Source organism: uncultured Tateyamaria sp., assembly GCF_947496075.1.
Lineage (GTDB): Bacteria > Pseudomonadota > Alphaproteobacteria > Rhodobacterales > Rhodobacteraceae > Tateyamaria.
On sequence record NZ_CANMBJ010000007.1, the window covers coordinates 43,671 to 69,382 of the forward strand.

The 25,712-nt window shown below is 55.3% G+C and carries 24 protein-coding genes and 1 tRNA gene; 14 read left to right on the forward strand and 11 right to left on the reverse strand.

Annotation, left to right across the window (positions count from 1 at the left end; genetic code table 11):
• Window positions 1–124 precede the first annotated feature (124 nt).
• Window positions 125–1,690 (reverse strand): bifunctional diguanylate cyclase/phosphodiesterase, encoded by a 1,566-nt coding sequence (locus Q1A51_RS22975; protein WP_366141886.1) that lies wholly within the window; start codon window positions 1,688–1,690, stop codon window positions 125–127.
• Window positions 1,691–1,747: 57 nt separating this feature from the next.
• Complete coding sequence (gene ttcA / locus Q1A51_RS22980; RefSeq protein ID WP_299210946.1) at window positions 1,748–2,617, reverse strand: tRNA 2-thiocytidine(32) synthetase TtcA; 870 nt, start codon at window positions 2,615–2,617, stop codon at window positions 1,748–1,750.
• Window positions 2,618–2,721: 104 nt separating this feature from the next.
• Here ttcA and Q1A51_RS22985 point away from each other — a divergent pair, with 104 nt between their 5' ends.
• Complete coding sequence (locus Q1A51_RS22985; RefSeq protein ID WP_299606079.1) at window positions 2,722–3,246, forward strand: DUF3833 domain-containing protein; 525 nt, start codon at window positions 2,722–2,724, stop codon at window positions 3,244–3,246.
• Between the two features lie 145 nt (window positions 3,247–3,391).
• On the opposite strand, the gene yidD is transcribed toward Q1A51_RS22985, so the two are convergent.
• The 3 genes from yidD to rpmH are packed head-to-tail and all read right to left on the reverse strand — an operon-like array spanning window position 3,392 to window position 4,176.
• On the reverse strand, window positions 3,392–3,625 hold the full coding sequence (yidD, locus tag Q1A51_RS22990; protein WP_299210951.1) for a membrane protein insertion efficiency factor YidD: 234 nt from the start codon (window positions 3,623–3,625) through the stop codon (window positions 3,392–3,394).
• Window positions 3,622–4,017, reverse strand: a complete 396-nt coding sequence (gene rnpA, locus Q1A51_RS22995; RefSeq protein ID WP_299606082.1) for a ribonuclease P protein component — start codon at window positions 4,015–4,017, stop codon at window positions 3,622–3,624. The genes yidD and rnpA overlap by 4 nt, the downstream gene beginning before the upstream one ends.
• Window positions 4,018–4,041: 24 nt before the next feature.
• On the reverse strand, window positions 4,042–4,176 hold the full coding sequence (rpmH, locus tag Q1A51_RS23000) for a 50S ribosomal protein L34 (protein ID WP_005980833.1): 135 nt from the start codon (window positions 4,174–4,176) through the stop codon (window positions 4,042–4,044).
• Between the two features lie 318 nt (window positions 4,177–4,494).
• Here rpmH and Q1A51_RS23005 point away from each other — a divergent pair, with 318 nt between their 5' ends.
• The 4 genes from Q1A51_RS23005 (at window position 4,495) to Q1A51_RS23020 (ending at window position 8,190) form a co-directional block, all read left to right on the forward strand.
• Complete coding sequence (locus tag Q1A51_RS23005; protein WP_299606084.1) at window positions 4,495–5,226, forward strand: TVP38/TMEM64 family protein; 732 nt, start codon at window positions 4,495–4,497, stop codon at window positions 5,224–5,226.
• Between the two features lie 4 nt (window positions 5,227–5,230).
• Window positions 5,231–6,649, forward strand: a complete 1,419-nt coding sequence (locus Q1A51_RS23010) for an FAD-dependent oxidoreductase (protein WP_299606086.1) — start codon at window positions 5,231–5,233, stop codon at window positions 6,647–6,649.
• Between the two features lie 12 nt (window positions 6,650–6,661).
• Entirely contained in the window at window positions 6,662–8,044 is a 1,383-nt protein-coding gene (locus tag Q1A51_RS23015; RefSeq protein ID WP_299606089.1) for a HAMP domain-containing sensor histidine kinase, read from the forward strand.
• Window positions 8,045–8,113: 69 nt separating this feature from the next.
• Window positions 8,114–8,190 (forward strand) — tRNA-Arg (locus Q1A51_RS23020).
• 580 nt (window positions 8,191–8,770) lie between these two features.
• On the opposite strand, the gene Q1A51_RS23025 is transcribed toward Q1A51_RS23020, so the two are convergent.
• A complete protein-coding gene (locus tag Q1A51_RS23025; RefSeq protein WP_299606091.1) occupies window positions 8,771–9,763 on the reverse strand; it encodes a hypothetical protein in 993 nt (330 codons plus the stop codon).
• A gap of 595 nt (window positions 9,764–10,358) precedes the next feature.
• On the opposite strand from Q1A51_RS23025, the gene Q1A51_RS23030 reads away from it, so the two are divergent.
• The 5 genes from Q1A51_RS23030 (at window position 10,359) to Q1A51_RS23050 (ending at window position 14,063) form a co-directional block, all read left to right on the forward strand.
• Entirely contained in the window at window positions 10,359–11,513 is a 1,155-nt protein-coding gene (locus tag Q1A51_RS23030) for a helix-turn-helix transcriptional regulator (RefSeq protein ID WP_299606094.1), read from the forward strand.
• 284 nt (window positions 11,514–11,797) lie between these two features.
• On the forward strand, window positions 11,798–12,775 hold the full coding sequence (locus tag Q1A51_RS23035) for a hypothetical protein (protein ID WP_299606097.1): 978 nt from the start codon (window positions 11,798–11,800) through the stop codon (window positions 12,773–12,775).
• Between the two features lie 277 nt (window positions 12,776–13,052).
• Complete coding sequence (locus tag Q1A51_RS23040) at window positions 13,053–13,439, forward strand: hypothetical protein (RefSeq protein WP_299606100.1); 387 nt, start codon at window positions 13,053–13,055, stop codon at window positions 13,437–13,439.
• A gap of 91 nt (window positions 13,440–13,530) precedes the next feature.
• Window positions 13,531–13,785 (forward strand): hypothetical protein, encoded by a 255-nt coding sequence (locus Q1A51_RS23045; RefSeq protein ID WP_299606104.1) that lies wholly within the window; start codon window positions 13,531–13,533, stop codon window positions 13,783–13,785.
• The gene (locus tag Q1A51_RS23050) at window positions 13,782–14,063 is read left to right on the forward strand and encodes a hypothetical protein (protein ID WP_299606107.1); all 282 of its coding nucleotides are present in this window, start codon (window positions 13,782–13,784) and stop codon (window positions 14,061–14,063) included. The genes Q1A51_RS23045 and Q1A51_RS23050 overlap by 4 nt, the downstream gene beginning before the upstream one ends.
• 40 nt (window positions 14,064–14,103) lie before the next feature.
• Here Q1A51_RS23050 and Q1A51_RS23055 read toward each other — a convergent pair whose 3' ends face one another.
• The 3 genes from Q1A51_RS23055 to Q1A51_RS23065 all read right to left on the reverse strand — a co-directional run bounded on the left by Q1A51_RS23055 (window position 14,104) and on the right by Q1A51_RS23065 (window position 16,749).
• The gene (locus Q1A51_RS23055) at window positions 14,104–14,436 is read right to left on the reverse strand and encodes a recombinase family protein (protein ID WP_366870328.1); all 333 of its coding nucleotides are present in this window, start codon (window positions 14,434–14,436) and stop codon (window positions 14,104–14,106) included.
• A gap of 160 nt (window positions 14,437–14,596) precedes the next feature.
• Window positions 14,597–16,243, reverse strand: a complete 1,647-nt coding sequence (locus Q1A51_RS23060; RefSeq protein WP_299606114.1) for a sulfatase-like hydrolase/transferase — start codon at window positions 16,241–16,243, stop codon at window positions 14,597–14,599.
• On the reverse strand, window positions 16,240–16,749 hold the full coding sequence (locus Q1A51_RS23065; protein ID WP_299606117.1) for a MarR family transcriptional regulator: 510 nt from the start codon (window positions 16,747–16,749) through the stop codon (window positions 16,240–16,242). The genes Q1A51_RS23060 and Q1A51_RS23065 overlap by 4 nt, the downstream gene beginning before the upstream one ends.
• Before the next feature lie 136 nt (window positions 16,750–16,885).
• Here Q1A51_RS23065 and Q1A51_RS23070 point away from each other — a divergent pair, with 136 nt between their 5' ends.
• Window positions 16,886–17,941, forward strand: a complete 1,056-nt coding sequence (locus tag Q1A51_RS23070) for a TAXI family TRAP transporter solute-binding subunit (RefSeq protein WP_299606120.1) — start codon at window positions 16,886–16,888, stop codon at window positions 17,939–17,941.
• A 31-nt stretch (window positions 17,942–17,972) separates the two neighbouring features.
• Entirely contained in the window at window positions 17,973–20,279 is a 2,307-nt protein-coding gene (locus Q1A51_RS23075) for a TRAP transporter fused permease subunit (protein WP_299606122.1), read from the forward strand.
• A 264-nt stretch (window positions 20,280–20,543) separates the two neighbouring features.
• Here Q1A51_RS23075 and Q1A51_RS23080 read toward each other — a convergent pair whose 3' ends face one another.
• Window positions 20,544–21,836 carry a hypothetical protein gene (locus Q1A51_RS23080; protein ID WP_299606125.1) on the reverse strand — a complete coding sequence of 431 codons (1,293 nt, stop codon included), beginning with the start codon at window positions 21,834–21,836 and terminating at the stop codon, window positions 20,544–20,546.
• A gap of 711 nt (window positions 21,837–22,547) precedes the next feature.
• Here Q1A51_RS23080 and Q1A51_RS23085 point away from each other — a divergent pair.
• Together Q1A51_RS23085 and Q1A51_RS23090 are read left to right on the forward strand one after the other, a co-directional pair.
• A complete protein-coding gene (locus Q1A51_RS23085) occupies window positions 22,548–23,168 on the forward strand; it encodes a TetR/AcrR family transcriptional regulator (RefSeq protein WP_299606128.1) in 621 nt (206 codons plus the stop codon).
• 591 nt (window positions 23,169–23,759) lie between these two features.
• Window positions 23,760–24,779: an IS110 family transposase gene (locus Q1A51_RS23090; RefSeq protein WP_299606129.1), complete on the forward strand. Its 1,020-nt coding sequence runs from the start codon at window positions 23,760–23,762 to the stop codon at window positions 24,777–24,779.
• 429 nt (window positions 24,780–25,208) lie between these two features.
• On the opposite strand, the gene Q1A51_RS23095 is transcribed toward Q1A51_RS23090, so the two are convergent.
• Window positions 25,209–25,706 (reverse strand): EamA family transporter, encoded by a 498-nt coding sequence (locus tag Q1A51_RS23095; RefSeq protein WP_299606132.1) that lies wholly within the window; start codon window positions 25,704–25,706, stop codon window positions 25,209–25,211.
• Window positions 25,707–25,712 lie beyond the last annotated feature (6 nt).

A 25,712-nucleotide genomic window follows, 5' to 3' on the forward strand; every position in this document is an offset into this window, starting at 1 on the left:
GCCAAAGGTCAAGCGGATTCGGGCGCTGGGTATGGCGCGGCGCAGCAAGCGTGGTGCGGGCCCGACGTCTTCAAGACCTCAGCACCCTCTATGCGTGCATTGCTCGATGCGTTCGGTTTGCGCCTCAGTTCGTCCTGCGAACGGGCAAGGACGGCGCATCCTGCACCTTGCTTTCATGGGCGCGCACCCAATCCAGTGTTTTTTCAAACGGCATTGGGCGTGCAATGCCAAAGCCCTGCACATAGTCGCAGCCCAGCTGTGCCAGAAGGGCGTGTTCGCCAACCGTTTCAACACCTTCAGCCAGCGTTTCGATGTTCAGGCGTTCTGCCATGGTCAGAACGGCACTGATCATCCTTTGTTGTTCCGGATCGCGATCAGCCTTCATGACGAAGGAGCGGTCAATCTTGATCCGTCCCACGCCAAAACGGCGAATGGATGAAATGGACGCGTGACCTGTACCAAAGTCGTCCAGATCGACCCGGCACCCGAGTTTCGTTAATGCGTTGATGTTGCGCGTTATCGTGTCGTTCGTATTGTCTGTGACCACGGTTTCGAGAATCTCGACCGTAAGCCGGTCCGGTGTCAGGTCGAAGCGGTCGAGTTCCCAACGCACTTTGTCCACCAGCTTTGGATTGTTGAGTTCCGAGCCGCTGAAGTTAACCCCAACGTGAGGGACATTCAGACCTGCAGAGTCCCATGCCTTAAGCGCCGTGAAGCTGTGATAAATCATGATCTCAGCCAAACGTTCCAATAACCCTGCATCTTCGATTGCGGGCAGGAATTCAGCTGGAGAAATTGCGCCCTTGTCTGGGTGTATCCAGCGGGCCAGCGCTTCGAACCCGGCGACCTTCCCGGTATCCGTGGAGATTTGTGGCTGAAACCAGGGCTGGATGTGCCCTTGTTCCAATGCTGCGGCCACTTCGTCGCGCAAATGTGCCCGGCTTTTGAGGCGCGAGTGCAATTCGGTCGAGTAGGCGCGCACGGAAGATGGGCCGCGGCGCTGTGCTTCGGTCAGGGCCGCGAGCGCACCATTGCTCCAGTCATGTCCTGTAGCACCTGGCGCACGGTTCAGCAGGCAGAAGCCGATACTGACGGACACATAGATCGTGGTGCCATCGATGGCGATCGGCTCTTCAATGGCCTGCTGGTAGCGGCTGCACATCTGGATACAGCTTTCCAGATCGAGATGCTGCACCGCGCCAAGGCAGAGAGAAAACCGAAAATCGCCGGTGCGACAGACTATGTCTGTATCTCTCATAGTGGCGACCAGGCGGTCTGCCACCGCTTTCAGGATACGGTCCGTTGCAGCAGGTTCGAACCGTTCGCTGAGGGCGGTGTGGTCGTCCAGCTCAATCGAGAAGATGGCGCTGTTCCGGTCGGCGCGTGGCGCGTCTGCACGCATCACATCGACCTTGTCGGCAAAGTCATCCTGCGAGACGAGACCCGGCTGCAGGTTTCGGGCAATGCGTTTGCGCAACAGATCCTCGACCCCGCCGAAGACAAACCACGCAACCGGCAATGCGATGGCGACGGCAATCAATGCGACTTCACCCCAAATCCAGAATGCCGCCAGCATCATTGCAGGAAGGAATGCAAGCATCTGGGGACCAGTCAGCATCGTCGTTGCGTGTTCGCGCAATAATTTCAGCTTGTCTGGCGTGCGGAACTGCATGTTTGACCCCTTGTTCATACCCACGGCGTCGGCCGCACGTTGGTCAAGCAATAAGAGAACGGGGTAAGTCAGCGCTTAACGCAGGTCGGGAATGTTCACGTTTTTTTCTTCAAATTTTTCGGAACTGCGCAAGAGGCCTGCGAAGTCAAAAAGCTTGGGATCCAGCAGATGGGACGGCCGCGCATTCATCAACGCCCGGAACATGACCTGACGGCGCCCCGGGCTATTGGCTTCCCAGCCGTCGAGGATCTGTTTGACTTGCTGTCTTTGCAGCCCGTCCTGGCTACCGCACAGATCGCAGGGGATGATGGGATAGTTCATTGCCTTCGCGAACTTCTCGCAATCTGCCTCGGCAACGTGGGCGAGGGGGCGGTAAACGAACAAATCCCCCTCTTCATTCACAAGTTTCGGCGGCATCGTGGCAAGGCGCCCGCCGTGAAACAAGTTCATGAAAAAGGTTTCCAGAATGTCGTCGCGGTGATGGCCCAGCACAACTGCGGTGCAGCCTTCCTCGCGCGCGATGCGATATAGGTTGCCACGCCGCAGCCGTGAACACAGGGCGCAGAAGGTTCGGCCTTGAGGTACTTTGTCGACAACGATGGAATAAGTGTCCTGATACTCGATCCGATGGGGCACCTGCATGCGCTCCAGAAACTCCGGAAGGACAGTTGCAGGAAAGCCGGGCTGACCCTGATCCAGATTGCAGGCCAGCAATTCGACAGGCAAAAGCCCGCGCCATTTCAGTTCGTTGAGAACGGCCAGCAATGTGTAGCTGTCTTTGCCACCGGACAGGCAGACCAGCCATTTGCCACCCGGTTCGATCATGCCGTATTGCTCGATCGCCTCGCGCGCGTACCGCACGAGCCGTTTGCGCAGCTTCTTGAATTCGGTTGTTGCGGGCGCCCCGGCAAAAAGGGGGTGAATGTCGTCGCTGTCGTCAAGCATAGGGCCACCTTTGGGCTGCGATTGCGCCCTCATATACCAAGCAGACCGTGAACCAAAAGAGCCTGCGCAGCGTATCCATATCAAAATGTAAAAGGGGTGTGGTCATGCGCTTGGCAATCTTGGCCTTGGGATTGATGGTTCTTGGGGCCTGTACTGGTAAGCCGTCGATAGATGATGCGGCTTTGTCTGAGCGGAAGCTGAACCTTGAAGAGTTCTTTGATGGGCGCGTCACTGCATACGGCCAGTTTCAAGATGTTCTCGGCACTGTTCGCCGTCGATTCACTGTTGAAATCAACGGGACTTGGGATGGACAGACGCTCACTCTGGTCGAGGATTTTGTCTATGAAGACAACAGCACCGAACAGCGTGTTTGGACGCTGCGAAAAACAGGACCGGACAGTTGGGAAGGCACCGCACCGGGTGTGATTGGAACGGCGACGGGGCAAGAGAAGGGCGATACCTTCAACTGGCAGTACACGATTGATCTGCCCGTTCCGAATGGTACGCTGCGTGTGACATTTGATGACTGGATGTGGCTGTTGAGTGAGGACCGCTTGTTGAACCGTGCGTACATGAAGCGCGCAGGAATCGACATCGGCGATGTCATCATCACCTTCGAAAAGCAGTGACAGTATTGGAACTCATTCTGGGCGTTACTATCTAACTGATGCGCTCAAGATCAAAACTTGTGGCGTGTATACCCCGCTGCGAATTGCGCGGCGGAAAATAGGCCGCTCCCGCCTCGCCCCCCAGGACAGCGGAGCGGCCACTTTCCTACGGATCGTCCCGTTCTGGCACCGGATCGTAACCGTCGCCGCCCCAGGGATGGCACCGCCCGATGCGCCGCGCTGCCATCCAGGTTCCTTTGATCGCGCCATGTTTTTCCAACGCTTCCATTGCATAGGCGCTGCACGTAGGCTGGTAGCGGCAATTGAAGCCAACCCACGGGGAAAAGAGCAGGCGATAGGCACGGACGGGTAGGGAGACGCAAAAGGCAAGGGGGCTCATTGCAGCTTGTCCACTGCTGCATTGCAGTCGTCGATAAGCGCAGCAAAAGGTCGTGTGGCTGTTTCTGTGGCGCGTCCAACAAACACATAGTCTGTTGCAGGTGCCCCCCGGTTGCTGAGCACGTGCCGCGCCACTTCGCGCAAGCGGCGTTTGGCCCTGTTCCGCGCGATCGCATTGCCAACCTTCTTTGAGCACGTGAAGCCAATTCGGATTGGGCCATCGTCATGCCGCGGGCGCACCTGAAGAATAAAGCCGGGCATCACGACGCGCTTGGCTCGGGCAGCGCGCAGAAAATCTGCCCGCTTTTTCATTGTCTCCAAACGCAATGGCCCCGCCGGCGGCATATCTTCGCCAGCGTCAAAGCTGGGCGAAAAGGCCTCCGGCGGGGTCATGATCATCCCTTTCGGGTGCGTGCTTTATGCGCTCAGCGACTTCCGACCGCGGGCGCGGCGGGCGTTGAGGATTTTGCGGCCAGCTTTGGTCGCCATGCGGGCACGGAAACCGTGGCGCCGCTTGCGCACGAGGTTCGAAGGTTGGTAGGTGCGTTTCATCGCATTGGCTCCGGGTCTGTTGGCCCTCGGGTCCCGCGGATTCGGGAGGGGCTGTATTCGAAGCCCGTCCTCTAAAGCGGCGAGGGGGGCAAGTAAACCCTTTGGACACCTAATTTCGTCATCATTGCAACAAAAGGGTCCGGGCAGGCCGATCTATGTTTCAATGACGCACAAGAGCGGCAAAAAACCTCACGGAATTGGACATATCCGTTCAACGGGCCGTGAACACCCTGTTTTGACAGGTGCGACGGGCGCATTTTCAGGTCACAACCACCGCAACGCATGGCGCAAGGCAAAGAGCGCCTCAGAGGAATTGGTATGACCGACACGAGCCAACCACGCAAATCCAGCCTGATGCGGAACCTCCCGCTGATCGGCATTCTGATCGTTGCTGCGATTGGCGCCTTTACTTTGCGCGACTACCTTAGCTTTCAGACCCTAGCAGACAATCGTGAGGCGCTGATTGCGTTTCGCGACGGCAACTACCTGATGACGGCGTTGGTGTATGTTGCGATCTATATCCTGATTGTGGGGTTTTCACTGCCCGGTGCAAGTATCGCGACACTGACGGGCGGTTTTCTTTTTGGGACGGTCTTTGGATCGATATTCACTGTGACGGCGGCCACAATTGGAGCGTCGATCATCTTTCTGGCGGCGCGCCACGGCTTCGGAGAAACCTTGGGTCAACGCATGGAAGCGTCCAAAGGGACCATCAAAAAGATCAAGGACGGCATTGATGAAAACCAGTGGTCCATGCTGTTTGTGATCCGTTTGGTGCCGGTCGTTCCGTTCTTTGTTGCCAACCTGATCCCGGCTTTCATGCAGGTACCGCTGCACCGCTATGTCATCTCCACCTTTCTAGGCATCATCCCGGGATCAGTCGTATACACATCGGTCGGGGCCGGTCTGGGCGAAGTGTTCGCTCGCGGAGAGACGCCGAATTTTGGCATCATATTTGAACCGCATGTCCTGTTGCCTATCCTTGGCCTGGCGGCACTGTCCCTGTTGCCCGTCGTTGTCAAGGCTGTAACCGGTAAGAAAGGTCTTTGAACCCATGAAACGTATCAAGACTGATCTCCTGGTGATCGGGGCCGGGTCAGGCGGGTTGTCCGTTGCGGCTGGTGCGGTCCAGATGGGGGCCAAGGTTGTCCTGCTCGAAGGACATAAGATGGGCGGTGATTGCCTGAACTATGGCTGCGTCCCATCGAAGGCGCTGATTGCAAGCGGCAAGATGGCATATGGGCAGGAGCACAGCGCTGACTACGGCGTCGCCAATGCCGTCCCGCAGATCGACTATGCTGCCGCCAAGGACCATGTGAACCAGGTGATCGCGCAGATCGAACCGGTCGATAGCCAGGAACGCTTCGAAGGCCTTGGTGTGCATGTTATCCGTGAGTTTGGTCACTTCATCTCGGACAAAGAGGTGCAGGCGGGCAACACGGTCATCAAGGCGCGTCGTATCGTCATTGCCACGGGTTCGAGCCCCTTCGTGCCGCCGATTGATGGCATTGATACAGTGCCATATCTGACAAATGAAACCTTGTGGGAACTGCGCGAACGCCCTGAACATCTGCTGATTATCGGCGGTGGCCCCATCGGGATGGAAATGGCGCAAGCGCATTGCCGTCTCGGGTCCAAGGTGACCGTGATCGAAGGGGACACGGCGCTGGGCAAGGATGACCCCGAGATGGCCGACGTGGTTCTCACCAAGCTGCGCGGTGAAGGGATTGAGATCGCGGAAGGTGCCCTGATCGATAGGGTCGAGGGTGGAGATGGGGCTGTAACGCTTCACTCCAAGGATGGCCGCAGGTTTACCGGGTCGCATGTATTGGTGGCTGTTGGCCGCAAGTCGAACACGGACAAGCTAAACCTTGAGGCCGCCGGGATCGAAACCACCCGCACGGGGATCAAGGTTGACGATAGCTTGCGCACAACAAACCGCCGCGTCCACGCCGTTGGGGACGTCGCAGGCGGTCTGCAGTTTACACATGTGGCGGGCTATCATGCCGGGGTCATCATCCGGTCATTGCTGTTTGCGTTGCCGTCCAAAGCCAAGACCGCACATATCCCGTGGGCGACATATACCGACCCCGAACTGGCGCAGGTCGGGCCAACCGAGGCGCAGGCGCGCGAGACACACGGCAACAAGCTGGAAGTTGTCCGGTTTCACTACAATCACAACGACCGGGCGATCGCGGAACGCAAAACCGAAGGCTTGATCAAGGTTATGGTGGTTAAGGGACGACCTGTTGGTGCCTCCATTGCCGGTCATCAGGCAGGTGAGTTGATCAACCTGTGGTCACTGGTGATTGCAAACAATATGAAGATGAGCCAAGTCGCCGCGATGGTGTCGCCGTATCCGACCATCGGCGAGGTCAACAAACGCGTTGCCGGTGCCTATTTCAGTCCGCGCCTTTTTGAAAGCAACACGGTTAAGCGGGTGGTAGGTCTTGTACAACGCCTTATTCCCTGAGCACATAGCACGATGATGAACTCTCTCTCTGGCCGCTTCCTTATCCTGACCACGATCTTCGTGATGCTGGCCGAGGTTTTGATCTTTGTGCCGTCTATTGCGCGGTTCCGGGAGGAATATCTGCAGAACCGCCTCGAACGCGCCCAGATTGCATCGCTTGCCTTGCTGGCTGACGACATGATCGACAGCGATCTCGAAGAAGAATTGCTGGTGAACGCGGGTGTTTTCAACGTCGTTCTGCGGCGGGATGAAGTGCGGCAATTGATGTTGTCATCACCGATGCCCCAACCCATCGATGACACCTTCGACCTGCGGGATGGCACCGCCCCGGTTCTGATACGCGATGCATTGATGCGCATCCTTGAACCCGACAACGAAGTCATCCGTGTGATAGGGGCGCCAACCCGCGAAGCCGGGCTTCTGATCGAAGTCACAATGGAAACGGCGCCGTTGCGCGCGTCCATGATTGACTATGGCATCCGCATCCTTGTTCTTTCTGCCGTTATTTCGATTGTAACCGCAGGGCTGTTGTTCATTGCTGTCCGCGCGATCCTTGTGAAGCCGATCCGCGGGGTCGTCGGTCACATGCAACGCTATGCTGCGGCACCAGAAGATGCGCGGCGCATCATTACGCCGAATGCTGGTGTGACTGAACTGCGCGAGGCCGAGGAGGCCCTGCGCAGCCTGCAGACGGAACTCATATCGGCCCTGCGCCAAAAGGATCGTCTCGCGCAACTTGGCAGTGCCGTGTCCAAGATCAGCCATGATTTGCGTAACATCTTGACCTCAGCACAGCTTTTTACGGACCGTATCGAGGCGTCTGAAGATCCGCTTGTACGGCGCATGGCGCCAAAGCTGGTGAACTCCATGACAAGAGCTGTGCACCTGTGCGAAAGTACGCTGGCGTTTGGGAAGGCCGAGGAACCCAGCCCCACGCTTATGATCTTCACTCTCGATGATCTGGTGGCGGACGTATTGGACAGCGAACGCCTTGCGGTCGGTGATCACGACCTGTCGCTGAGTGAAAACATCCCTCCGCTGTTCTCGCTTCGTGCAGATCCGGAACAGTTGTTCCGCGTAGTATCAAATCTTGTGCGCAACGCGCGACAAGCCATCATTGCCACAGGAAAACCGGGCGAGATTAATGTGTCCGCCTACGAGGATGCTGACAATTGGTGGATCGAGATCTCTGACACGGGCCCCGGCCTACCTCCCAAAGCCCAAGAGCATCTGTTTCAGCCATTTCAGGGCGGTGTTGCAAAGGGTGGTACAGGGCTTGGTCTAGCCATTGCCCAAGAGTTGGTGCGCGGGCATGGCGGTGCACTTGAGTTGGACCGAACGGGGCCCAAGGGGACAGTTTTTTCTATCCGATTGCCGAAAGGTGATGACATCTGACCTGCGGTGCACTTTTGCCGAGATAAGCTCTTGCAAACCCCGAACCACGGGACTAAACCGCCCGACAGTGGACCGATAGCTCAGCTGGATAGAGTACTTGACTACGAATCAAGGGGTCGGGGGTTCGAATCCTCCTCGGTCCGCCACTACAATGTTGTCGAACGTCATACGAAATTGGCTTTTGCGTCATAAACTGACCTGACCACCGCGAACCAGATGTTTGTCGCTCGGTCGCAAGCGTCCGGTTCGTTTCTTCCGCACCTATTGCTTGAGCGAAACGAGAGATATCGCGCTGCCAGAGCCTTCTTAAGTTCGAGGCCCTGATTGTCGAGCCAGACGGCCCAAACCTGCCATTCATCTCCCAATACCGACGCTGCGGTGCGGCCCGCCAAACCTGACATTCGCCGCAAGTGCACAGTATCGTTTCCATCGTACGACCAAATCGCGGACGAAGTCGTCACTCATTCAGTTTGCTGACCAGACCGGGCTCAAGTCGAAGGCGCCGGTCCGACACAAGCCCGTCCCGGCGGGCTGGTGTTTTGGCGACTGGCCCCGAACAGAATTTCTGTGGAATGTGCTTGGCGACCATAATACGCTACCGAATGTTCGATGCGACACCACCCCAAGGGCTTGCGCTGGGCACGTTCAAGGTCGACTATGCGGACGGAGCTGACCTTCGCTGCAAGTAAGTCGAGGTCCGCTTTGGCTGCCTGCTCGAAGGAAGGGTCAATCAATAAACCTAAACTCTAGCTCATACTCTGTGAAATATACGAAGGTTCGAGAGTCGCCACCTGGACGAGTGAGGGGATATACACTGATGCTTAGGCAAATCTGGTCCGCCGTTGCATTCACAACCTCCGCATATGTTCGCCTTGTCTTTTGAACGCTGTCATCCAGAACGACACCGCCACCCCATGCTTGGAAATCCACATTTATGGAACGAAGATGGATGAAACCATTCTTGGTTTTTTTATTGATACAGGGGCTTGCTCTTTCACCGTGCCCATCGCCTTGATCAGCAACTCGATACCCAACTCCATTAAAGGGCCACCGATGAGTATGTTGGATGATGCGCGTTTCCAGCTTGGGCGTATAGGGAAGATAGATGTCATCGGTGTATCCACCCGCATCTGCCCTTACTCGTAAATCTTGGCCATCTTCCCGAGTAACAAATCTAGTGAATGCGTCATTACCTACGCGTAGATTTGCCGGAGGCTCGGCAGTCAGTCTACCTCCCAAGACTTCCACTTCAAGCGCTGTCTCCTTCGAAATACCCGGCGGCGAGCGCCAATCAAACCGAACTGACAGGTCGTGGTTTGTGGGGTTTCTCGGTGTCAGAACAACACCGCCTTGAGCCTCGGCTTTTGTACAATCCACAAATCCGCTTATTGCTGCATCGCTTAGTTGCAGCGAAAGGTAATCAACCCGTTCTTCGGCAGAAAATGCGCGATTTGTCTGGGATAGGTATCGGGATTCGGTTTCTTGTCGAAACTGCCCGTCGAACTCTACAGGAACACCCTTGATGGGAATGGTGGCTCCCCCCTCGAACTCTTCAAATGAACTTGAGTTATTCGAAACGAGTTGAGAGAAAGCATAAAGCGTGTGGCTTTCAAATCTGAGCTCACTTCGATCCTGAACCAGGACGGCTTCGCAGTTTGCATACGCATGAGCTGTCGGTAGAAAAAAAATGCTAGCAACGCCAAAAACGATTTTTTTCATATTTTTCTTGTCCTTTCTCGTCCGAAATGAGCCATCAAGCTTTGCACGCGGTACAGAACTGCGGTACTTTTGATCCACTAGGTCATTCTGCACATGTGATTGACCAAGAGTTTGCTTTGACGCCCCATGGGCGGCTCGGCCACGCTTCACCGTTTCGCGTAAAGTTTATGTATGGCCCAGACTCCGCACCTAGCTGAATCGTATCGACACACATCTTGGAGCTGCCGGGAAAGACGACATCAAAAAATGTGCCGTTTTGAGCTTGACCGCGTATCACCCCACCGTGTTGGCAGGGAATACAAGCAGTTTGCGGTGTTAGCTGATGACTGTCAGCAAGCACCGGAGGCGCGGCTGATATCACGATTGAAGCGGCTAGTAAGAATTTGGTTAGCAAAATACTTCTCCCTTGTCTTTTTTCCGTGGCTGCAAGGGCCAACGTCCACGAAACAATCCAGCTGCTTCGTTGGATAGGCATGTTGGCCCGAAAGTACGTAGTAGGACTTTGTGTAGGGAGTTTATTCGGATAGCCTAGGCGGCGCATGATCTGTTCGGATCATGAGAGAAAATATTACCGGCTATCTTGGTTGGTTGTGCAATGAAGCCAGAAGGGTATGCCGCTTTGGCGGAAATCTACGATGCTGCAGTCAATCTTGGACGTTGGCGGCGAGCACTAGATGGTGTTGCTAACGCCGTTGAAGCAAAAGCAATAGCGCTTTTGATCCGAAGGTCCGATCCGGCGTCCAAAGACTTACAAATGCTCAACTCGACCTATCTGAACTTCGTCCGCAGCCCGTGGGGCATTTACTATGGCCTTAGACTTAGCCGTCTCCAAGACCCAGATTGGGAGTTTCTCAGTAAGCAGCCTGCTCATCAGCTGACGCCGGACACTAAGATTGGGCCATCAGCAGCTGAACTGGATGCAAGAGCTGACTATGCCTTTCTGAGAAAGAGATTGAAATTGGGAAGACGGTTGGGAGTGCGCCTGAACTCTGACAAGGTTTGGTTCGATGCAATGAGCATCGCGTTTCCAACAGGCGCAAATCAAGTGCCTGTAGCAGCAATCCAAGACACCTACTTCCTGCTGCCGCATCTGACAAAGGCTGTCGAATTAGGGCGTACTTTTGCCGAGCTTAAGTCTCGGTATTCTGCGGCTCTAACCGCTCTCAATCGGGTCAAAGCTGGGCTTGCTATAGCTTTGCCATCAGGGGACATCATCGTTGAGAACGATGAAGCCAAGCGGATTCTTGATCAGCAAGATGGTCTAACGAAAGAACGAAACGGCAGATTGAGATGCCATGATCACGACCAAAACGCAGAACTAAGCGAAGCCATACAAAAAGCCGCAAACACGGCGCGCGGTGAGGACAATTGTGACGAATGGTTGATCGCGTTGCAGCGACCTTCTGGACAGTCGCCTCTGTTGCTTGATGTAGCGCCTCTGAAAGACAGCAAAGCCGAGCTAGAGGGACCATTGGAAGGTGCTTTAGTCACGGTCATTGATCCTGATCGGGTGCCACACATCCGCGTGGATCGATTTGTTGCCTTATATGGACTCACGGAAGCGGAAGCGGAAGCAGAAGTATGTAAGTTAGTACTGCAAGGCGTTTCAATTATGGAAATGGCGGAAATGCGCAGCACGTCTCCGGTGACTGTGAAGAACCAAATATCGGCAATTCTCAGCAAAACCGGCGTTGGGCGTCGAAGTGAGTTAATCAGGATGGTCATACGAGTACTTCCACCTGTTGAATGATCGGTGAAAGCATTGTGCCAGAACCTTTGCGCCAAAAACGGTCGTTTGTGTAAAGCACAGCATTTGGAACTATGTGCTCTTCACGGACATCTGCTGCGATGCACCTCGATGACCTCACCAGCCCAAAGCCGTCATTGGATCTGGCCAGTCAGGTGACCGCAGGGCGGGACAAACCGGACAGCCGGTTCCCAGGATGAATGTCCGCTGTTGTTCGCAGCTTGCTCATTCGTTCAAGCGCTCGCCATAAACTTACACGACATGATTTCGACCTGATTTGTTGCTAGTTGACCGACCAGGAACTAGCGGAACTGCGTTTGATCAAAGGAAAAAAATTGAAACGTCCCAAGTTTTGGTCGAACCTCTGGCACACAGTAACCGAGGAGTGTGACGGGCTAAAGCAGCACGTTCTCTGGGTTTTACGCAAAAAACTCATCAAACAGGAGACCGCAGCGGAGCGCGCAAAGCGCCTGGATGACTGGAAACAAATCCGCAGGGATATACTGCGGCGGTCACATTCCGATCTCTTGGAAGGTTCTCGGCCAGAAGCAACCGGTCTTAAACGGAGTTTCTTTCTTCATCTCACATCGGAAGCAACGCGCCCAAAGACTGCAGGTAGCGCAGAGATGTTGCACAATTCAGAACAGGGACTCGATAGTCATATTGGCGGCTGGGCAGCCCACTTTCTGCCGGTAGCGGACTTCGAGAGCTTTTATGTTGAATCGGTGTCATTGAATGTTGGAGGCGCTGCGCAGGCAATGTTGTATGCTTGGAAGTCAGTGGCACATTTCAGAGATTTTCCACGCCTTGTTGCCCATCAAACCAGATGCCTACCGGAAAACTACCTTGGTGGCGTTGAGGACACGCAGGTGCGTACCAAGGCCCTGAATGAAACACGCGCAACCATCGCACCCCTTGTCGACAACGATCTTGAGAAGGGCCGGAAGGCGTCTGCAGCGTTTGACAAGGGCGAGATTGGACAATTCGAAGCATTAGCGCACCGCATGTATTTCGAGTTCTTTGAATCGGAGACACGTCGAGCGAAAACTGAATTGAAAGATGAAAAGCAGCCCATCCACTTCCTGATTGATAGCAACGCACTAAGCCATCGCGACTACCAAGCGCTCTATGCGAGAACGATCATTGCCAATCGGCAGTTCGAAGTTTTGGCTGCCCAACGTGCATTGCTCGCTGCTCGTGTCTTGCCTGCATTTCCGCCCCATGAACGTCAGTTCGATGTTTGTGCAATGCCTCGCAGCTTATGACGCGATGGTTCGACGTGCGATGCCGCCATCCGCTGCGCCGCTAGACGCTGGTCAGTTTGGACGCGATGCTGACACCCGCCGCACCGAAACCTATGGCTCTTGCAGCCCAAAGCCGTCATTGGATCTGGCCAGTCAGGTGACCGCAGGGCGGACAAAGCGGTCGTGCGCATCTCATGAAGCAATGTCAGCTTTCGTTGATGCTGGCGCAGCGGTCATTGCCGGGTCCGTTGAGAATATGCTGTAGTCTGAGGCGATCGAGTAGTGAGAGAGAATTTTCATGCACACCAGCATTAACGACTACGACCTAGCCGCAATCACAAATGAAGTTAATGAGTGGAAGAAGCACAATAAGTATGGCGATTATGACATATCCGGCAAGGCATCGGGCGTCGTGGTACTCGCCTTGGAGAACATCGCTGCGGGTGATGGCTCAATCATGATCTTTGAGATACATAAAGTTTCGAGAAAGGGACTTTTGCGAAGAAAAACAGGCTGGATCGTCCAACTATACTCTAAGTCTGCCCCCAAAAGTGAGCCAACAAGACATGGATGCGTTAGCGGCTCCACTCTTGTTGGGGCAATCCATCAGGCGCATTTAGATGTGAAACACGGGTTCATGAGCGTTGCCGATTTTGACTTATCTGTTGGGGCATTCCTAGAATAATCGGACCGTCGAAGAGATGTTGTCACCTGAGGTGATCAAGTAACTATGATGCTACATGCCGATGTGTGAGGTAAGAAGGAATTAAAGACAAATGGCTGTCCTGCTCGGAATTTTCCTCGCTAAGCTTCTTTCCATAGCTGGTATCGGAGGGTTCATCTCCGGTCTGTTTATAAAGCGTTGGCCAATGGCTGCGGGTGTCGGAGTGGCTCTTGGTGTTATTGATACGCTCGTATTGGTGTCGATGCGCTACACCGGCGTAGCCCCGATCAGTTGGATCATGGCCATTTTTGTTGCGGTACTCACGGCTACATTAGGTTGGTGGCTTCGGGGTCGGAAGCGCACATGACCGTAACTCGATACTGGCGTATTGAGGGATTTGATGGAACAAATCTGATCTTTGAATCCGACATCCCGCACTATCTGCTTTCCGAGAAGCAGATCGAAGAACTCATAAGAAGGTTAGTGAGTCGGCATCTCACAGAGAATGAAGTCGTCGGGGCCAGCCTCAACCGCAAGACTAAACGCACAGCTCTCTTGGATATTCGTCATAGCACGCAGTCGCCGCTCGTGATCTCAGGTGGCGACAACCCTCACTATGCCGCAAGAGTGGTTGACGCTGAGTAACTACACGCTTGCGGTATTCCGCGCGGGGTGCTTGTCCAGACTATGCCGCACATGACTCAGCCCCGTTTGCTACCGTTAGAATATTCTGAACCGTGGTCGCGTGCCATTTGCCGCCCCGTGCGGTTTTGATACCCCGCGCGTTCAATTCCGCCGCGATCTGGCGACGGAACGTTCGCGCAGATTGCGGAATACAGACATTCAAGCGATATGCAGCATCCGGCGAAATGGGCTCACTGCCGCCATCGGAGCAGGCGCAGCATCCGCTCATCAAGCGCCTGTTGCTCGGAAAAAGACGGCCCATTGCGGACATTCGCAGGCGATCGCGACGCTGCGGTGCAGCTTCCCTGAAGCGGTCATTGGCAACTGAGCGCATCAAGTTGGCCGAGCCGAAGACTGCAAAGCGGACGAGGTTGACTTTAGTGAATTCAATTCGAATGACCGCTACCGGTTAAAAAATTGTGACACCAGTTTAATCGAAGGAGTACTGCTGCTGAGCCAATGTGTTCATTGTTGGGAAACACGCGCCTCGGAATTCACCTATTCCCGGACGGCTCCAAGTCACTGAAGGCTTGCCCTGTCGCATTTAGGTATTCCTTTGCATCCCAGAACCCGATGAGAATTCCATCTTTCGCGGCCGTTTTCTGGCGTGCCAAAACAGCAGGTGTGGCCGTGATCCTGGTATGGTGACGTGTTGCCCATTTAAGCAAGGCTGCGTCCATTCGCGAGCGCACCTCGACATGCTTCGGCGCGTCTGAGCGTCCGAGATCTTCAAGTTCGTCCGGATCGTTCTCAAGGTCGAAAAGGACCGGTGCGAACCCTTCACAGCAAATGTATTTCCATCGGCCGTCAAAGATCATGGTCGTATGGGCATCTTCCTGCGGTACGCTGAGCGATGACGCCATCTCGGACCAGTGATAGTCATGCTCGCTGATCACATAATGGCGGGAAAATCCTTCGGTCCCGTGCAAAAGCGGCGTCAGATCGCGCCCTTCGATCACGTGGGGTTTTGGCGCGCAGCCGAGCGCTGTCATGAACGTGGGCGCGAGGTCGATCATTTCGACAAGTGCGTCTGAAACCGTCCCCCGGTTCGGATCGGCCTCAGCGCGAGGGTCCGCGATGATCAGCGGCACCTTGACCGCCATTTCGTGGTAGAAGTCCTTATCTCCCATCCAGTGATCGCCCATGTAGTCGCCGTGATCGGAGGTAACGGCGATGATTGTGTTCTCGCTCAGCCCCTTCTCATCCATCCAAGCGAACAGTCGGCCCAGATTGTCGTCCAACTGTTTGATCAGGCCCATGTAGGCTGGGATGACGTGTTCGCGCACATGATCACGCGAGAAACTGCGACAGACGCGGGCGTCGAGATAGGCGCGCATCAAAGGATGATCGGTTTCGCGTTCGGCATCAGACCGGATCGGATCAACAATATGCGTCTCGTCATACATGTCGTGATAGGGTGCCGGAACGATATAGGGCCAATGCGGCTTGATATAGCTGAGGTGGCACATCCACGGACGGCCGTCTGCCGTGGCCTCTTCCATGAAATCCATGGCCCGGTCCGTCATGTAGGCGGTTTCCGAATGCTTCTCGGGGACGTTGGCAGGAAGACGGGAATTCTTGAGCAGCCAGGCCGACAGGAGTTCTCCACTCTCGTCTACGCCGGAATTGGCAAAATCTTCCCAAGGATTGTCGCTGTCGTAACCATGGGCCACGAGGTAGTCGTCATAGGTAGACCATTGTTGACGCGGGCTATCGGGATGAAGACCATCGTCACGCTCGAATGGCTCGAAGCCGCATTCTGACCGATGCACTCCGATTTCGCTTTTCGGATCGATACCGAGCCAAGCCATACCTTCTTTGTCGGCGATCATGTGGGTTTTGCCGACCAGCACAGCACGGGCACCGGCCTGGCGCAGGTGATCGCCCAGCGTGGGTTCACCGACCCGAAGCGGCATGCCATTCCAGGTTGACCCATGGCTGCGCACGTAACGCCCTGTGTAGGCGGACATGCGTGATGGCCCACAAACGGGCGATTGCACATAAGCACGATCAAAACGCACACCGCGCTTGGCCAGCGCGTCGATATGGGGCGTGTGAAGATGGGGGTGTCCGTAGCAGCTTAGATAGTCGAAACGAAGCTGATCTGCCATGATCCACAATACATTGGGTCTATCGGTCATGCCGTGCCCTCGGTCGCCGGACTGAGTGATTTCGGGTCTTCTACGAACTGCTCGAAACGGTCGATCAGGCCGAGGAATACGTCGAGATCGGCTTCGGAAAACGCAGTTGAAAGAGCAGCCCGCCGCTGTGACATGATCACGGATGTTCCCTCAAAAACGGAGCGCCCAGCAGCTGTCAGCGCGACCAAAGACGTCCTGCGATCCGTTGTGCCTGTTTTGGTTGCGACATAGCCCTTCTCAATCATGGCCGGGATGGTGCGGCTGATCAGGGCGTGATCTGTTCTCTGGATGGAGGCCATCTCTGTCACTGTCAAAGGACCGGCCTCTGCCAAATCCCAAAGAACGCGCCACTCGGTAATCGACAGATCTCCTTTGGATTTGAGCAAACGCTTGGCTTGCGTGCGGGAGGCCAACGCCGCCGCCTGTAGACGACCAAACAGGTTACGTTCCTGTGTGAGACACCGCGCTTTGTAGCGATCTACGCGATCATTCTGGGCTGTTGTCATGGGTCCTCCTGCCGGCAATAAAATCAGCAATTATTTTACGTGACAAGTCACATAATCTTTGCAAATCTTAGGCCGGAGCCCCGTGACAAGCGGAAATACTGTGCGCCCGCAAGCGCACCGTTCAGGGAGGAAAAAAATGATCAAGACATCCATCGCGGGAGCGATACTGGCGTTGTTGCCCGCTGCAGCTTTCGCTCAAGCGACACTGACCGCGGAAACCACCTCGCCGGGGTCTACACCACATTACATTGACACAACGCTTGCCGCCGTTCTGGACGCGGACGGTGTGGCGACAATGCAGATCACCGAAGGGGCCACGCTGACGAACTCGGTTCAGGCTGTTGCAGAAGGACAGCTTGATATGGCACCTGCGCCGCTGATCTTGCCCTTTCTCTTGTCGCGCGGAGTCGGCCCCTATTCAGGCGTTGGCGCCGAAAAGGGAGCGGAACTCGCGGGTAATATTCGGGCATTGTTCTTCTCGGCCCCGTCTGCCCAATTGTTCGGTCACTACAATAGTGGCGCGATTCAGGGGATCGAGGATATTGAAGGCAAGCGCATCTACAATGGCCCGCCACGCGGTGCCGCTCTGACAACGGGTCGGGCGGCAATCCAGCTTTTGTCCGGTTTGAAGGATGGCGAAGGCTATGAGGGCGTCCAAACACCTTGGCCCGATACGGTTTCGACGATTACGGGTGGTGCGGTCGATGGCTGGACACTTCCCGAAGGTCTACCGTCTGGACGTCAGATTGCGATTGCTGCCGCTGGCGGCACGACAATTTATGATATGCCCTCCGAACTGCTGAACAGCGAGTTGGGGCAACAGATCGTCAACGCGCCTGGCAACGCGCCATACTCGATCCCAATCGAAGAATACCGGGCCGCCTACACAGGAAACGACATCACAATCGTGACTGACGATGACACGTTCGACACGTTTGCCTTGGCATTCGCCCAGATCGTGCCCGCGACGATGGACGAAGACCTCGCCTATCAGATTACCAAATCATACCTCGCCGGGCAGGAAAGGTTCGAAACCGGCTCGCCCCGTGGCCCTTATCTTTTCCTGAGCTTCGGAGACATCGACGGCACAAGTCAGGGTGTTTGCGGTGCCGTGACGATGAAGCTGCACCCTGGTGCCGTCCGCGCCTATGAGGAAGCGGGGCACAGCATCGCGGATTGCGTAAAACCTTAAGGTCTCCGGCAATTCGCAATAGGGTCCGGTCATGAACGATACGACCAAGATAAGACCAAAGGGGCAGCGCATCGCGCTGCTCCTCGCATTTTTGCTCGTCTTGGTCGGCATGGTGAACACGCTGCCGGAGATACCGGGACTTCAGATCTGGGCGCGCGAGCTCACCGGCATTCGGTTTTTCCGTATCTCGGGCTTTCCAACAGAGTACTTTTTCCCGCCGCTCTTCGTGCTGATGATGGTGATTGTGGCACTTGATGGGAGCTTGTACCGAACTTGGCGCGAGGCGCATCCCAAACGGGCCTGGCTTGGGGCCGCACTGGACATCGGGCTGGTCGTGGCAGCGCTTCTAGGGGCTTTGGGGTTTTGGATCGAAATCGACTCTGTCTGCTTGATCGACCAGATCACCGGCGAGCGCGCACGCCTAATCGAAGACGCCCTGAACCGGTCCGAAGGTTTGATCCCCGGCTTGACCCTTGAGGCTGAGGTGCCTGCTTGTCAGGCCCGGCTTGGGGTTTGGAGCTTACCGCTGCTCTTCACCATCATCCTGCTCTTTTTCTTGTACAACATCCGGGTCTGGGGCCTGCCGCTGGTCATAGTGGCCAGCGTGGTGGTGCTTTATACCGTTGTCACCGCGCTGGTATGGGTGTTTGACCTGAGCGACAATAATTTCTTGCTGACCAAGTTGGGGGCGGATGGCGGCGACGCCTTGGCTGCAGCGGTGCAAAAGGCGACGAATGTTTTCATAACGCCGGATGGGTTTATGGGCCGCTTCATGGACATAATCATAAACCAGGTCTTTCCCTATGTGGTGCTGGGCGCACTGTTTGGCGCGTCAGCAGGTGGCACCTCGCTGATCAAGCTGGCGGTACGGGTGACGCGCAGTTTAAGAGGTGGCCCCGCGCATGCTGCCATCGTCTCATCGGCGATGTTTGGCACCATCACTGGCGGCCCTGTAACCAATGTGCTCTCTACGGGTCGGCTCACCATTCCGATGATGCGACGCAATGGGTTCTCTCCTCAATTTGCGGGAGGGGTCGAGGCGGCAGCGTCCTCGGGCGGACAGATCATGCCGCCGGTCATGGGCATTGCGGCCTTCGTACTGGTGGCGCTGACGGCTGTGCCCTACACCAAGGTGATCACTGCGGCCTTCATCCCTGCAATTGCATTCTTTGTTTCGATCTTTCTCGCAGTGATGTTTCAGGCCCGACGCGAAAACGTTGCGCCGATGCGGGACATTCCAGGCGACTTGATCATGGGACGACAGGATTGGCGCAACCTTTGGATCATCTTCCTGCCGATCCTGACAATCCTGTTCCTGCTTCTGGGCAACAAAGACACGATCAGTCAGGGTTGGATGACCTCGCTGCTGCCACAGGTGGTGGTGCAAACGATTGTAAATGCAGCCGGCGATGCTGTCTCGGCGGGATGGTGGGCCGTCGCCTTCCTACTCCCGCTGATGTTCATAGATCCCGAGACCCGAGCACAACCAAGCAAGGTTCTGACCGCGCTCGGGGAGGGCGGCATTCTGATCTCGCGCCTTTTCCTGCTCCTGTTTGCGGTTTCAATCATCGCGGCATTCCTGAATGAAAGCGGCCTGACGGGCGAACTGACCCGCGCCGTGACATCCTGGTTGGCCCAGGTCACGTCGGTTAGCGTGTTCGGATTTGAGATACCCATCACGGGCTGCGTCTACCTTATGCTGGCGCTGCTTTGTGCCATGCTCTGCGCGATCCTCCTCGGCATGGGGATGCCGACGGTCCCGGCCTATGTAAACGTGGCGTTGTTGCTTGGCCCGCTTCTTGCCCAGCTTGGCGTCAGCTTCTTCACCGCCAATATGTTTGTATTCTATTTTGCCGTCGCCTCCGCCATCACGCCGCCAGTTGCGGTGGCCGCCTTCGCGGCAGCGTCGATTACCCGGACCGAGCCGATGCGTACAGCCTTGTCTGCCGTTCGGGTCGGCATCGTGATGTTCACAATCCCCTTTGTGTTTGCGTGGTATCCCGAACTGCTGCTCATCCCTGAGGCCGTCACGATCACAGACGAGAACGGGCGGCGCGTCATTATGGATGGGTATACGGAAAACACCGATTTCGGCGCGCTTTCAATACTACTTTGTCGCCTGCTGGCAGCGCTCTATCTGCTCGCCTCTGCGCTGGCGCGTTTTGACCAAGCGGCTCTCAGGTCGTGGGAAGTGTTCCTACGCATTGTCGCAGCCATCCTCATTCTCTGGAAAGCACCTGTTGTGATTGGTGTGGGTGTTGCGCTCTCCATTCTGCTGGTCTCAGCACATGTTTTTGCGACCTCGAAAGCCGACAAGAAGGCACGGAACAGCGCTTAGCTGAGGTTCGTACAAATTGCAGCATCCGGTAAATTGGGCTCATTGCCGACCTCTGCCGCGTCTGACACCAAGGGCACCCCCCAGCCCAAAGCCGTCATTGGGTAGGGATGCTCGAGCGAGCGAGTCGCGGTACAATCCGGCCGTTCGCCGCATTTTGGCTATTGTACCTCCAAATTCTGTAGAAATAGAGATGCGGGCCAGCCCTTCGGCTTTCGTTCGAAAGTGCCAGCACGCAAAAGATCACTTGGCAATACCCCGCGGGGTTCAGCCGTCGGCGGCCTCTGGTGCCTTAGACACTTTCCTAGGCTTTTTACCGTCTTTCTTACGGATCATCGTATCTCTGATTGCCCCTAAAATATGACTCGCGCTCTGAAACTTGGACTTACTTTTCTGTTTCTTCAGCTTTTGGTGCAACTTCTTTGACGACATCAACGCGTGATCTTCGCCTTTTTTGATCAGAACCTGCGCAATCGCCTTGAGATCTTCTGTGTCTTCATTATCGATGTCATGGAGTTTAACAAACGTCTGCCAATCTACCTTGGGAACCAGAGAAATATCCAATTCTGGACGCGTGCCGCCGTCGGCTTGAACTGGCGTATCTCCCTGTGCAGCAGCATCGATCGCCTCATTTTTTTGAGGTTTCTCGGCTTGCGCCTTGCGCTTGGCATAAGCAGCGATTTCTGTGGCAACCATTTTTTTGGTTATGCCTTTATCGACGGTTACAGCTGCGATGCTCTGAGCAGTATCCAGCGCAGAGACCATTTTTTGCTTATCGCCCTGTAGTTTCGCCTCAATAAACTGCTTCACAGCGATCGTGAAGGACCCATTCGCCCACATCTTCTTCTGCCAGTCTTTTACAGCAATTCCGTCGTCGACAAGTTTGGGCTTCTTGTTTTTTGTATCGCTCGAGGCGGGCCCTTTCGCAAACCCATATTTGACAAGAACCTTGTTGAAGATGTTAGGCGTGAGCTTGCTGCCTTCGGCCTTCAATAATTTGACTGCTACGGTCCTCGTCCTATCCGCGCCGTGGCGTTCGAAGGCGGTAATGTAAGCTTGCATTACTTTGGCATTTTTGAATTGAAAATGCTCTGCGGCCTGTTGCCAAAGTGGCGGCGCAGTGGGATCCTCCAAATTATTCCTTGGGCTCGAAAGATCCTCGGGTTTGCCGCCGTTCGCAACATGATGCTTTTTGAATTGCTTTGAGCGCCAGAATTGACTCAGCTTATCATTTGTCAAATTTTTGGCGCACATGGACCTAAACGATTCGAGGATGTCTACCCAATCGGGATGCTGCCAGTATTGAGGGTCTTCTTCCGCTTGCCCTGCAAGGGCATTCGCTGTCGCGAAAAGGCCGCCGGGAACATTTACCTGCTCTGCACTTCCCTCCCTAATGAATCTTTCGTATACGACCTCTGGCTCGTGTGGCGCCAAGTACATGTTAATGTTTTCGTCAGCCATCACGCCTTTAAGGAAGTCTTGAAAAACGCCCAGAAGTGCCTTGTCCCGGACAATCGTTTCTATGGTGTCAGGATAGGTCTTTTCTCCAAAACCGATCATTTACTGTTCTCCTATTTGAGATCGCTTCTTAGTTGATACGCCCCAGATCAGGAGAATAATCCCGCCCTGTGCGCTTTTTCGCCCATGTGTTCTAACGTTGGAGTGAACGCAAAACAGACAGGGATGCTGAATGTGTTTGATGATCTGGTGAGACCGGACGCATGGAACGCGTTGACATGTCAGAGTGCTCGGTCCGTCCCGCTTCAGGCACGCGCTCCGCGGCATGGGGCACATCAGGCTGGCTCATCGGCGGTATTGAGTCGGTTCTGCAGACCAGCTTGTTCCAGACGTGCAAGACAAGAATTTCCAGGTACGTCGAGCGCACAGCCAGAAACGTCAGCTCCAAGCGAGCGCCGAATGCCAATTCCACTATCTCTGCATGCTTCCGAATCCTTGAGTGTGGCGGTGCAGAAGTACTATGGTTCACAACGTCCGGATAACCTGTCAGGCCTCTGACCGAGGCGAATCCAACGCCAGTGTGACCATCACGAAACCTTGTATTGGCAAGCCTAGCAAGCGGAGGCCAGGACTGGGGGAGCGCGGCAAAGATAACAGAAGGTGTCGTCTTTGCGCGTTTGTGGTGGTGCAAGAGAGTTGCTAGGTTTTTCACGACATAAAACTCGGTTTAGTTGTAGCCACGCTGAGCTACACCGCTCTACGGAAACCGACTACTCGCGTCTTGATGAGTGACCAAAACAAGGAGCTAGATAGATGAAAGCCAACAGGGCTATGAGAAAAAGACCGGCACAGAAGCGCTCAGAGGATACTGTTCATGTCATACTCGAAGCCTCTACTCAGGTTTTGGACACCCCGCGTGAGGCGTCCGTTACCACGAATCACATCGCAGAGCGGGCGGGTGTTTCGATAGGGTCGCTCTATCGGTACTTTGCCGACAAGCAAGGCATCCTGACCGCTGTGGTGCGGCGAGAAGCTGAACGACAGGAAAACCGCACAAGCTACGTAATCGACAACTGGTCTGGGCATGATGGTGACGATCTGATCCGGCAAGTCGCCGCTGTCGGTGTCCATAGCTTTCACGGACGCAGATGGGTCAGGGGGTCCTTACACAAGCATTTGCAGGAAAAAGACAGATTTGCGCGTGAGCTTCATGCACTCAGATATCGCATATCGCTTCGTCTCGAAAACAAGCTGGTCGAACACCAGCCGAACGCCTATCGCATACTCGATGATGCCCAACGTCACGCAATGTTGGGCGGATGGAGTGGCATAATAAATGCTGCGGTGAAGTATTCACCCCATGACTTTGACGCTGACGCGCTAAAGAGCCAACTCGTCAATCTGGTGAATGGGTACGTTCGCAAGAGTAATTGAAATCCGATTTAAGGAAAAAGATACAATTATTCTCGGGCACTCTTGAAATCTAAAATAGAGAACTGGCTTTCAAACTGACCACAACGGCCGATCTTTCACTTTGGTTGAAAGAGCACTTCCGCGCCATACACAATTCACTTCTCGCTGCCGCCTTGACTGCTCAGTTTTGAAGCGGAATGCAGACACATAAATCTATCTGCGTCGGAAACGGTGTCTGTTGAGGACATGCCGATGCTTGTGCTTAAGTTAACAGTGACGTCATTCTCTCTACTCTAGTTTGCTTCACCGGGTTGGCTTGGAGAAAACCATATTCCTTGGAAACATGCACGATTGTCCGAGTTTCCTGTCTCCTTGCGGCGTCCTTAAGCAGTCAGATGCAGCGAATTTCGCGCTGCGCGCGCGCAGCGAGATCATGCGATGTACAAGTTCGGCTCTCTGCTGCCATCGGAGTCCGCACAGCATTGCCCCTTGCCCCATCTCAAACGGATCTCGCGCAGGGCCCAAACCGGATGAGGTGGATGGCTCCTGCTCGACCGGCATCGAACGTGCCAAAGTGCAGTTGTCAACGACTGCTAGGAAAGGAGCCACCCAATGACAGTTAAGACAGTCGGCCTCGATCTGGCCAAGGATGTTTTTCAAGTGCACGGCATTTCGGAGAACGGTCGAGTGATCTTCAACAAGGCCATAAAGCGCGCAAAGTTGCTGACCTTCTTTGAGACACTCCCGCCCTGCAGGGTCGGCATGGAGGCTTGTGGGTCGTCCCATCACCGGGGCCGCCAGCTGCGCAAGCTGGGTCATGATGTGAAGCTCATACCTGCCGGTTACGTCAAGCCATACGTGAAGCGTGGTAAGAATGACGCTGTCGATGCCGAAGCAATCTGTGAAGCGGTTCGACGACCAACCATGCGGTTTGTCGAGATCAAGACAGAGGAACAGCAAGCCATTCTATCTATTCACCGCACTCGAGACCTAGCCGTTCGGCAACGCACACAGATCGCAAACATGATCCGCAGCCTGTTGCGCGAGTTCGGGCACATCTTGCGAATTGGGATCGAAGCGGTGACGGCTTTCGCAAAGCGCCACTTGAGTGGCGATCGCCCGGGCATGCCTGAGATCGCCAATGGTATGCTCGGCATCGAATGCTGTCAGTTCATCGGTTTGAACGAGCGCATCGAAGGCTATTCCAAGATGATCGAGCAACACGCGCTACTCAATACGGATGCGCGCAGGCTGATGCGCATGCCTGGCATCGGACCGATCACCGCCTCAGCAATTGTCGCGACGATCGGTGACGCGCATCAGTTCCGGACAGGACGTGACCTGGCTGCGTGGCCGGGCCTCACGCCGCTCAACAAGTCGAGCGGCGGCAAGGAGAAACTGGGCAAGATCACCAAGAAAGGCGACCGGTACATACGAAAGCTGCTGGTCGTGAGCATGACTTCGCGGGCAGTTATGGCGAAGCGCTCGCCCGAGAAGGTCGATCTTTGGACCGCAAAGATAATCGCGGACAAGCCGTTCCGGCTAGCAACCACTGCGATGGCAAACAAGGCAGCAAGGATCATCTGGGCGATGCTCACGAAGAAACAGGAATACCGGCAGCCTGCGTTCTAACCGCGCCGACTGCCCACGAGATGCAAGACGTTGAAATGATGATGCGGAAGTAAGTCAACCAAGAGCAAGGACACTCCGGGAATGGCAGTGGTCCTCTTCTAAGGCCGATAACCCGATTGGAACCTCGCTCGCGGAATTCATCATGGCCAGCGGAACACCACCGCACAAACAGGCCAGACAGACGACGGTACTGACGAAAACGACCGCAAAAAATCGCGAGAAAACTCTTGCAATGCAGGAGCCACCCACAGATGCCATTGACCGAGTCTCCTCATCGCTGCGGTGCGGCCCGTCCAAGGAGACATTCGCTGCGCTTGCTAAATCAAATGATTGGCGAACTAGCAGATCGCCGACCATTCACTCTCTCGCTGCGGTCCTCCAAAGGGCGGCTCCACAAAGACATTCGCAGCGATCCTTCCAACATTGGCCTCATTGCATTCGCGCCGCACGGAGAACGGTCAGCAATCCCAGACCAAGCGCCATCAGACCGAAGATCTGTGGCATAGACAGAGCTTCGCCCGTCAGGGGCAGTCCGATCAGGAGGGCAAAGTCCGGTACCAGTGCAGGGAAGGTCGCCGCTTGAGCGGCCCCGAGCAGACGCACGGAGGTCGCAAAAGCGATCATCGCAATGACGCCGGACAGCAGCCCCTGCACGCTGACCTGAGCCACCAGCATAGCCGGAGATAACTTCATCAGCGCATCGGGTCCGCGAACAATAAGATAAGCCGGGACAAGAGCGACAAGCCCCGCGATGCCGACCACAGCGGTGACATCCATAGCAGGAAGCTGCCAGCGTTTCTGAAGGTTCGCAAACGTAGCCCTCGATAGGCCGGCGAGGATAAACATGGCGTCACCGACCACGGATGTGCCGGACAGGCCCCGCTCCAAACTGATGATCAGGGCGAGACCCAACAGTATGATGACCACGCCAAT

Coding starts and splice junctions, on each gene's coding strand:
- Q1A51_RS23065 (WP_299606117.1), bottom strand. CDS start 16,749: ATGACAACAGCCCAGAATGATCGCGTAGATCGCTACAAAGCGCGGTGT.
- Q1A51_RS23055 (WP_366870328.1), bottom strand. CDS start 14,436: ATGCGCTCAGTTGCCAATGACCGCTTCAGGGAAGCTGCACCGCAGCGT.
- Q1A51_RS23040 (WP_299606100.1), top strand. CDS start 13,053: ATGCACACCAGCATTAACGACTACGACCTAGCCGCAATCACAAATGAA.
- Q1A51_RS23015 (WP_299606089.1), top strand. CDS start 6,662: ATGATGAACTCTCTCTCTGGCCGCTTCCTTATCCTGACCACGATCTTC.
- Q1A51_RS23080 (WP_299606125.1), bottom strand. CDS start 21,836: ATGATCGGTTTTGGAGAAAAGACCTATCCTGACACCATAGAAACGATT.
- Q1A51_RS23085 (WP_299606128.1), top strand. CDS start 22,548: ATGAAAGCCAACAGGGCTATGAGAAAAAGACCGGCACAGAAGCGCTCA.
- rnpA (WP_299606082.1), bottom strand. CDS start 4,017: ATGACCCCGCCGGAGGCCTTTTCGCCCAGCTTTGACGCTGGCGAAGAT.
- Q1A51_RS23090 (WP_299606129.1), top strand. CDS start 23,760: ATGACAGTTAAGACAGTCGGCCTCGATCTGGCCAAGGATGTTTTTCAA.
- Q1A51_RS23005 (WP_299606084.1), top strand. CDS start 4,495: ATGACCGACACGAGCCAACCACGCAAATCCAGCCTGATGCGGAACCTC.
- Q1A51_RS23050 (WP_299606107.1), top strand. CDS start 13,782: ATGACCGTAACTCGATACTGGCGTATTGAGGGATTTGATGGAACAAAT.
- Q1A51_RS23025 (WP_299606091.1), bottom strand. CDS start 9,763: ATGAAAAAAATCGTTTTTGGCGTTGCTAGCATTTTTTTTCTACCGACA.
- Q1A51_RS22975 (WP_366141886.1), bottom strand. CDS start 1,690: ATGAACAAGGGGTCAAACATGCAGTTCCGCACGCCAGACAAGCTGAAA.
- Q1A51_RS23075 (WP_299606122.1), top strand. CDS start 17,973: ATGAACGATACGACCAAGATAAGACCAAAGGGGCAGCGCATCGCGCTG.
- ttcA (WP_299210946.1), bottom strand. CDS start 2,617: ATGCTTGACGACAGCGACGACATTCACCCCCTTTTTGCCGGGGCGCCC.
- Q1A51_RS22985 (WP_299606079.1), top strand. CDS start 2,722: ATGCGCTTGGCAATCTTGGCCTTGGGATTGATGGTTCTTGGGGCCTGT.
- Q1A51_RS23070 (WP_299606120.1), top strand. CDS start 16,886: ATGATCAAGACATCCATCGCGGGAGCGATACTGGCGTTGTTGCCCGCT.
- rpmH (WP_005980833.1), bottom strand. CDS start 4,176: ATGAAACGCACCTACCAACCTTCGAACCTCGTGCGCAAGCGGCGCCAC.
- yidD (WP_299210951.1), bottom strand. CDS start 3,625: ATGAGCCCCCTTGCCTTTTGCGTCTCCCTACCCGTCCGTGCCTATCGC.
- Q1A51_RS23030 (WP_299606094.1), top strand. CDS start 10,359: ATGAAGCCAGAAGGGTATGCCGCTTTGGCGGAAATCTACGATGCTGCA.
- Q1A51_RS23010 (WP_299606086.1), top strand. CDS start 5,231: ATGAAACGTATCAAGACTGATCTCCTGGTGATCGGGGCCGGGTCAGGC.
- Q1A51_RS23060 (WP_299606114.1), bottom strand. CDS start 16,243: ATGACCGATAGACCCAATGTATTGTGGATCATGGCAGATCAGCTTCGT.
- Q1A51_RS23045 (WP_299606104.1), top strand. CDS start 13,531: ATGGCTGTCCTGCTCGGAATTTTCCTCGCTAAGCTTCTTTCCATAGCT.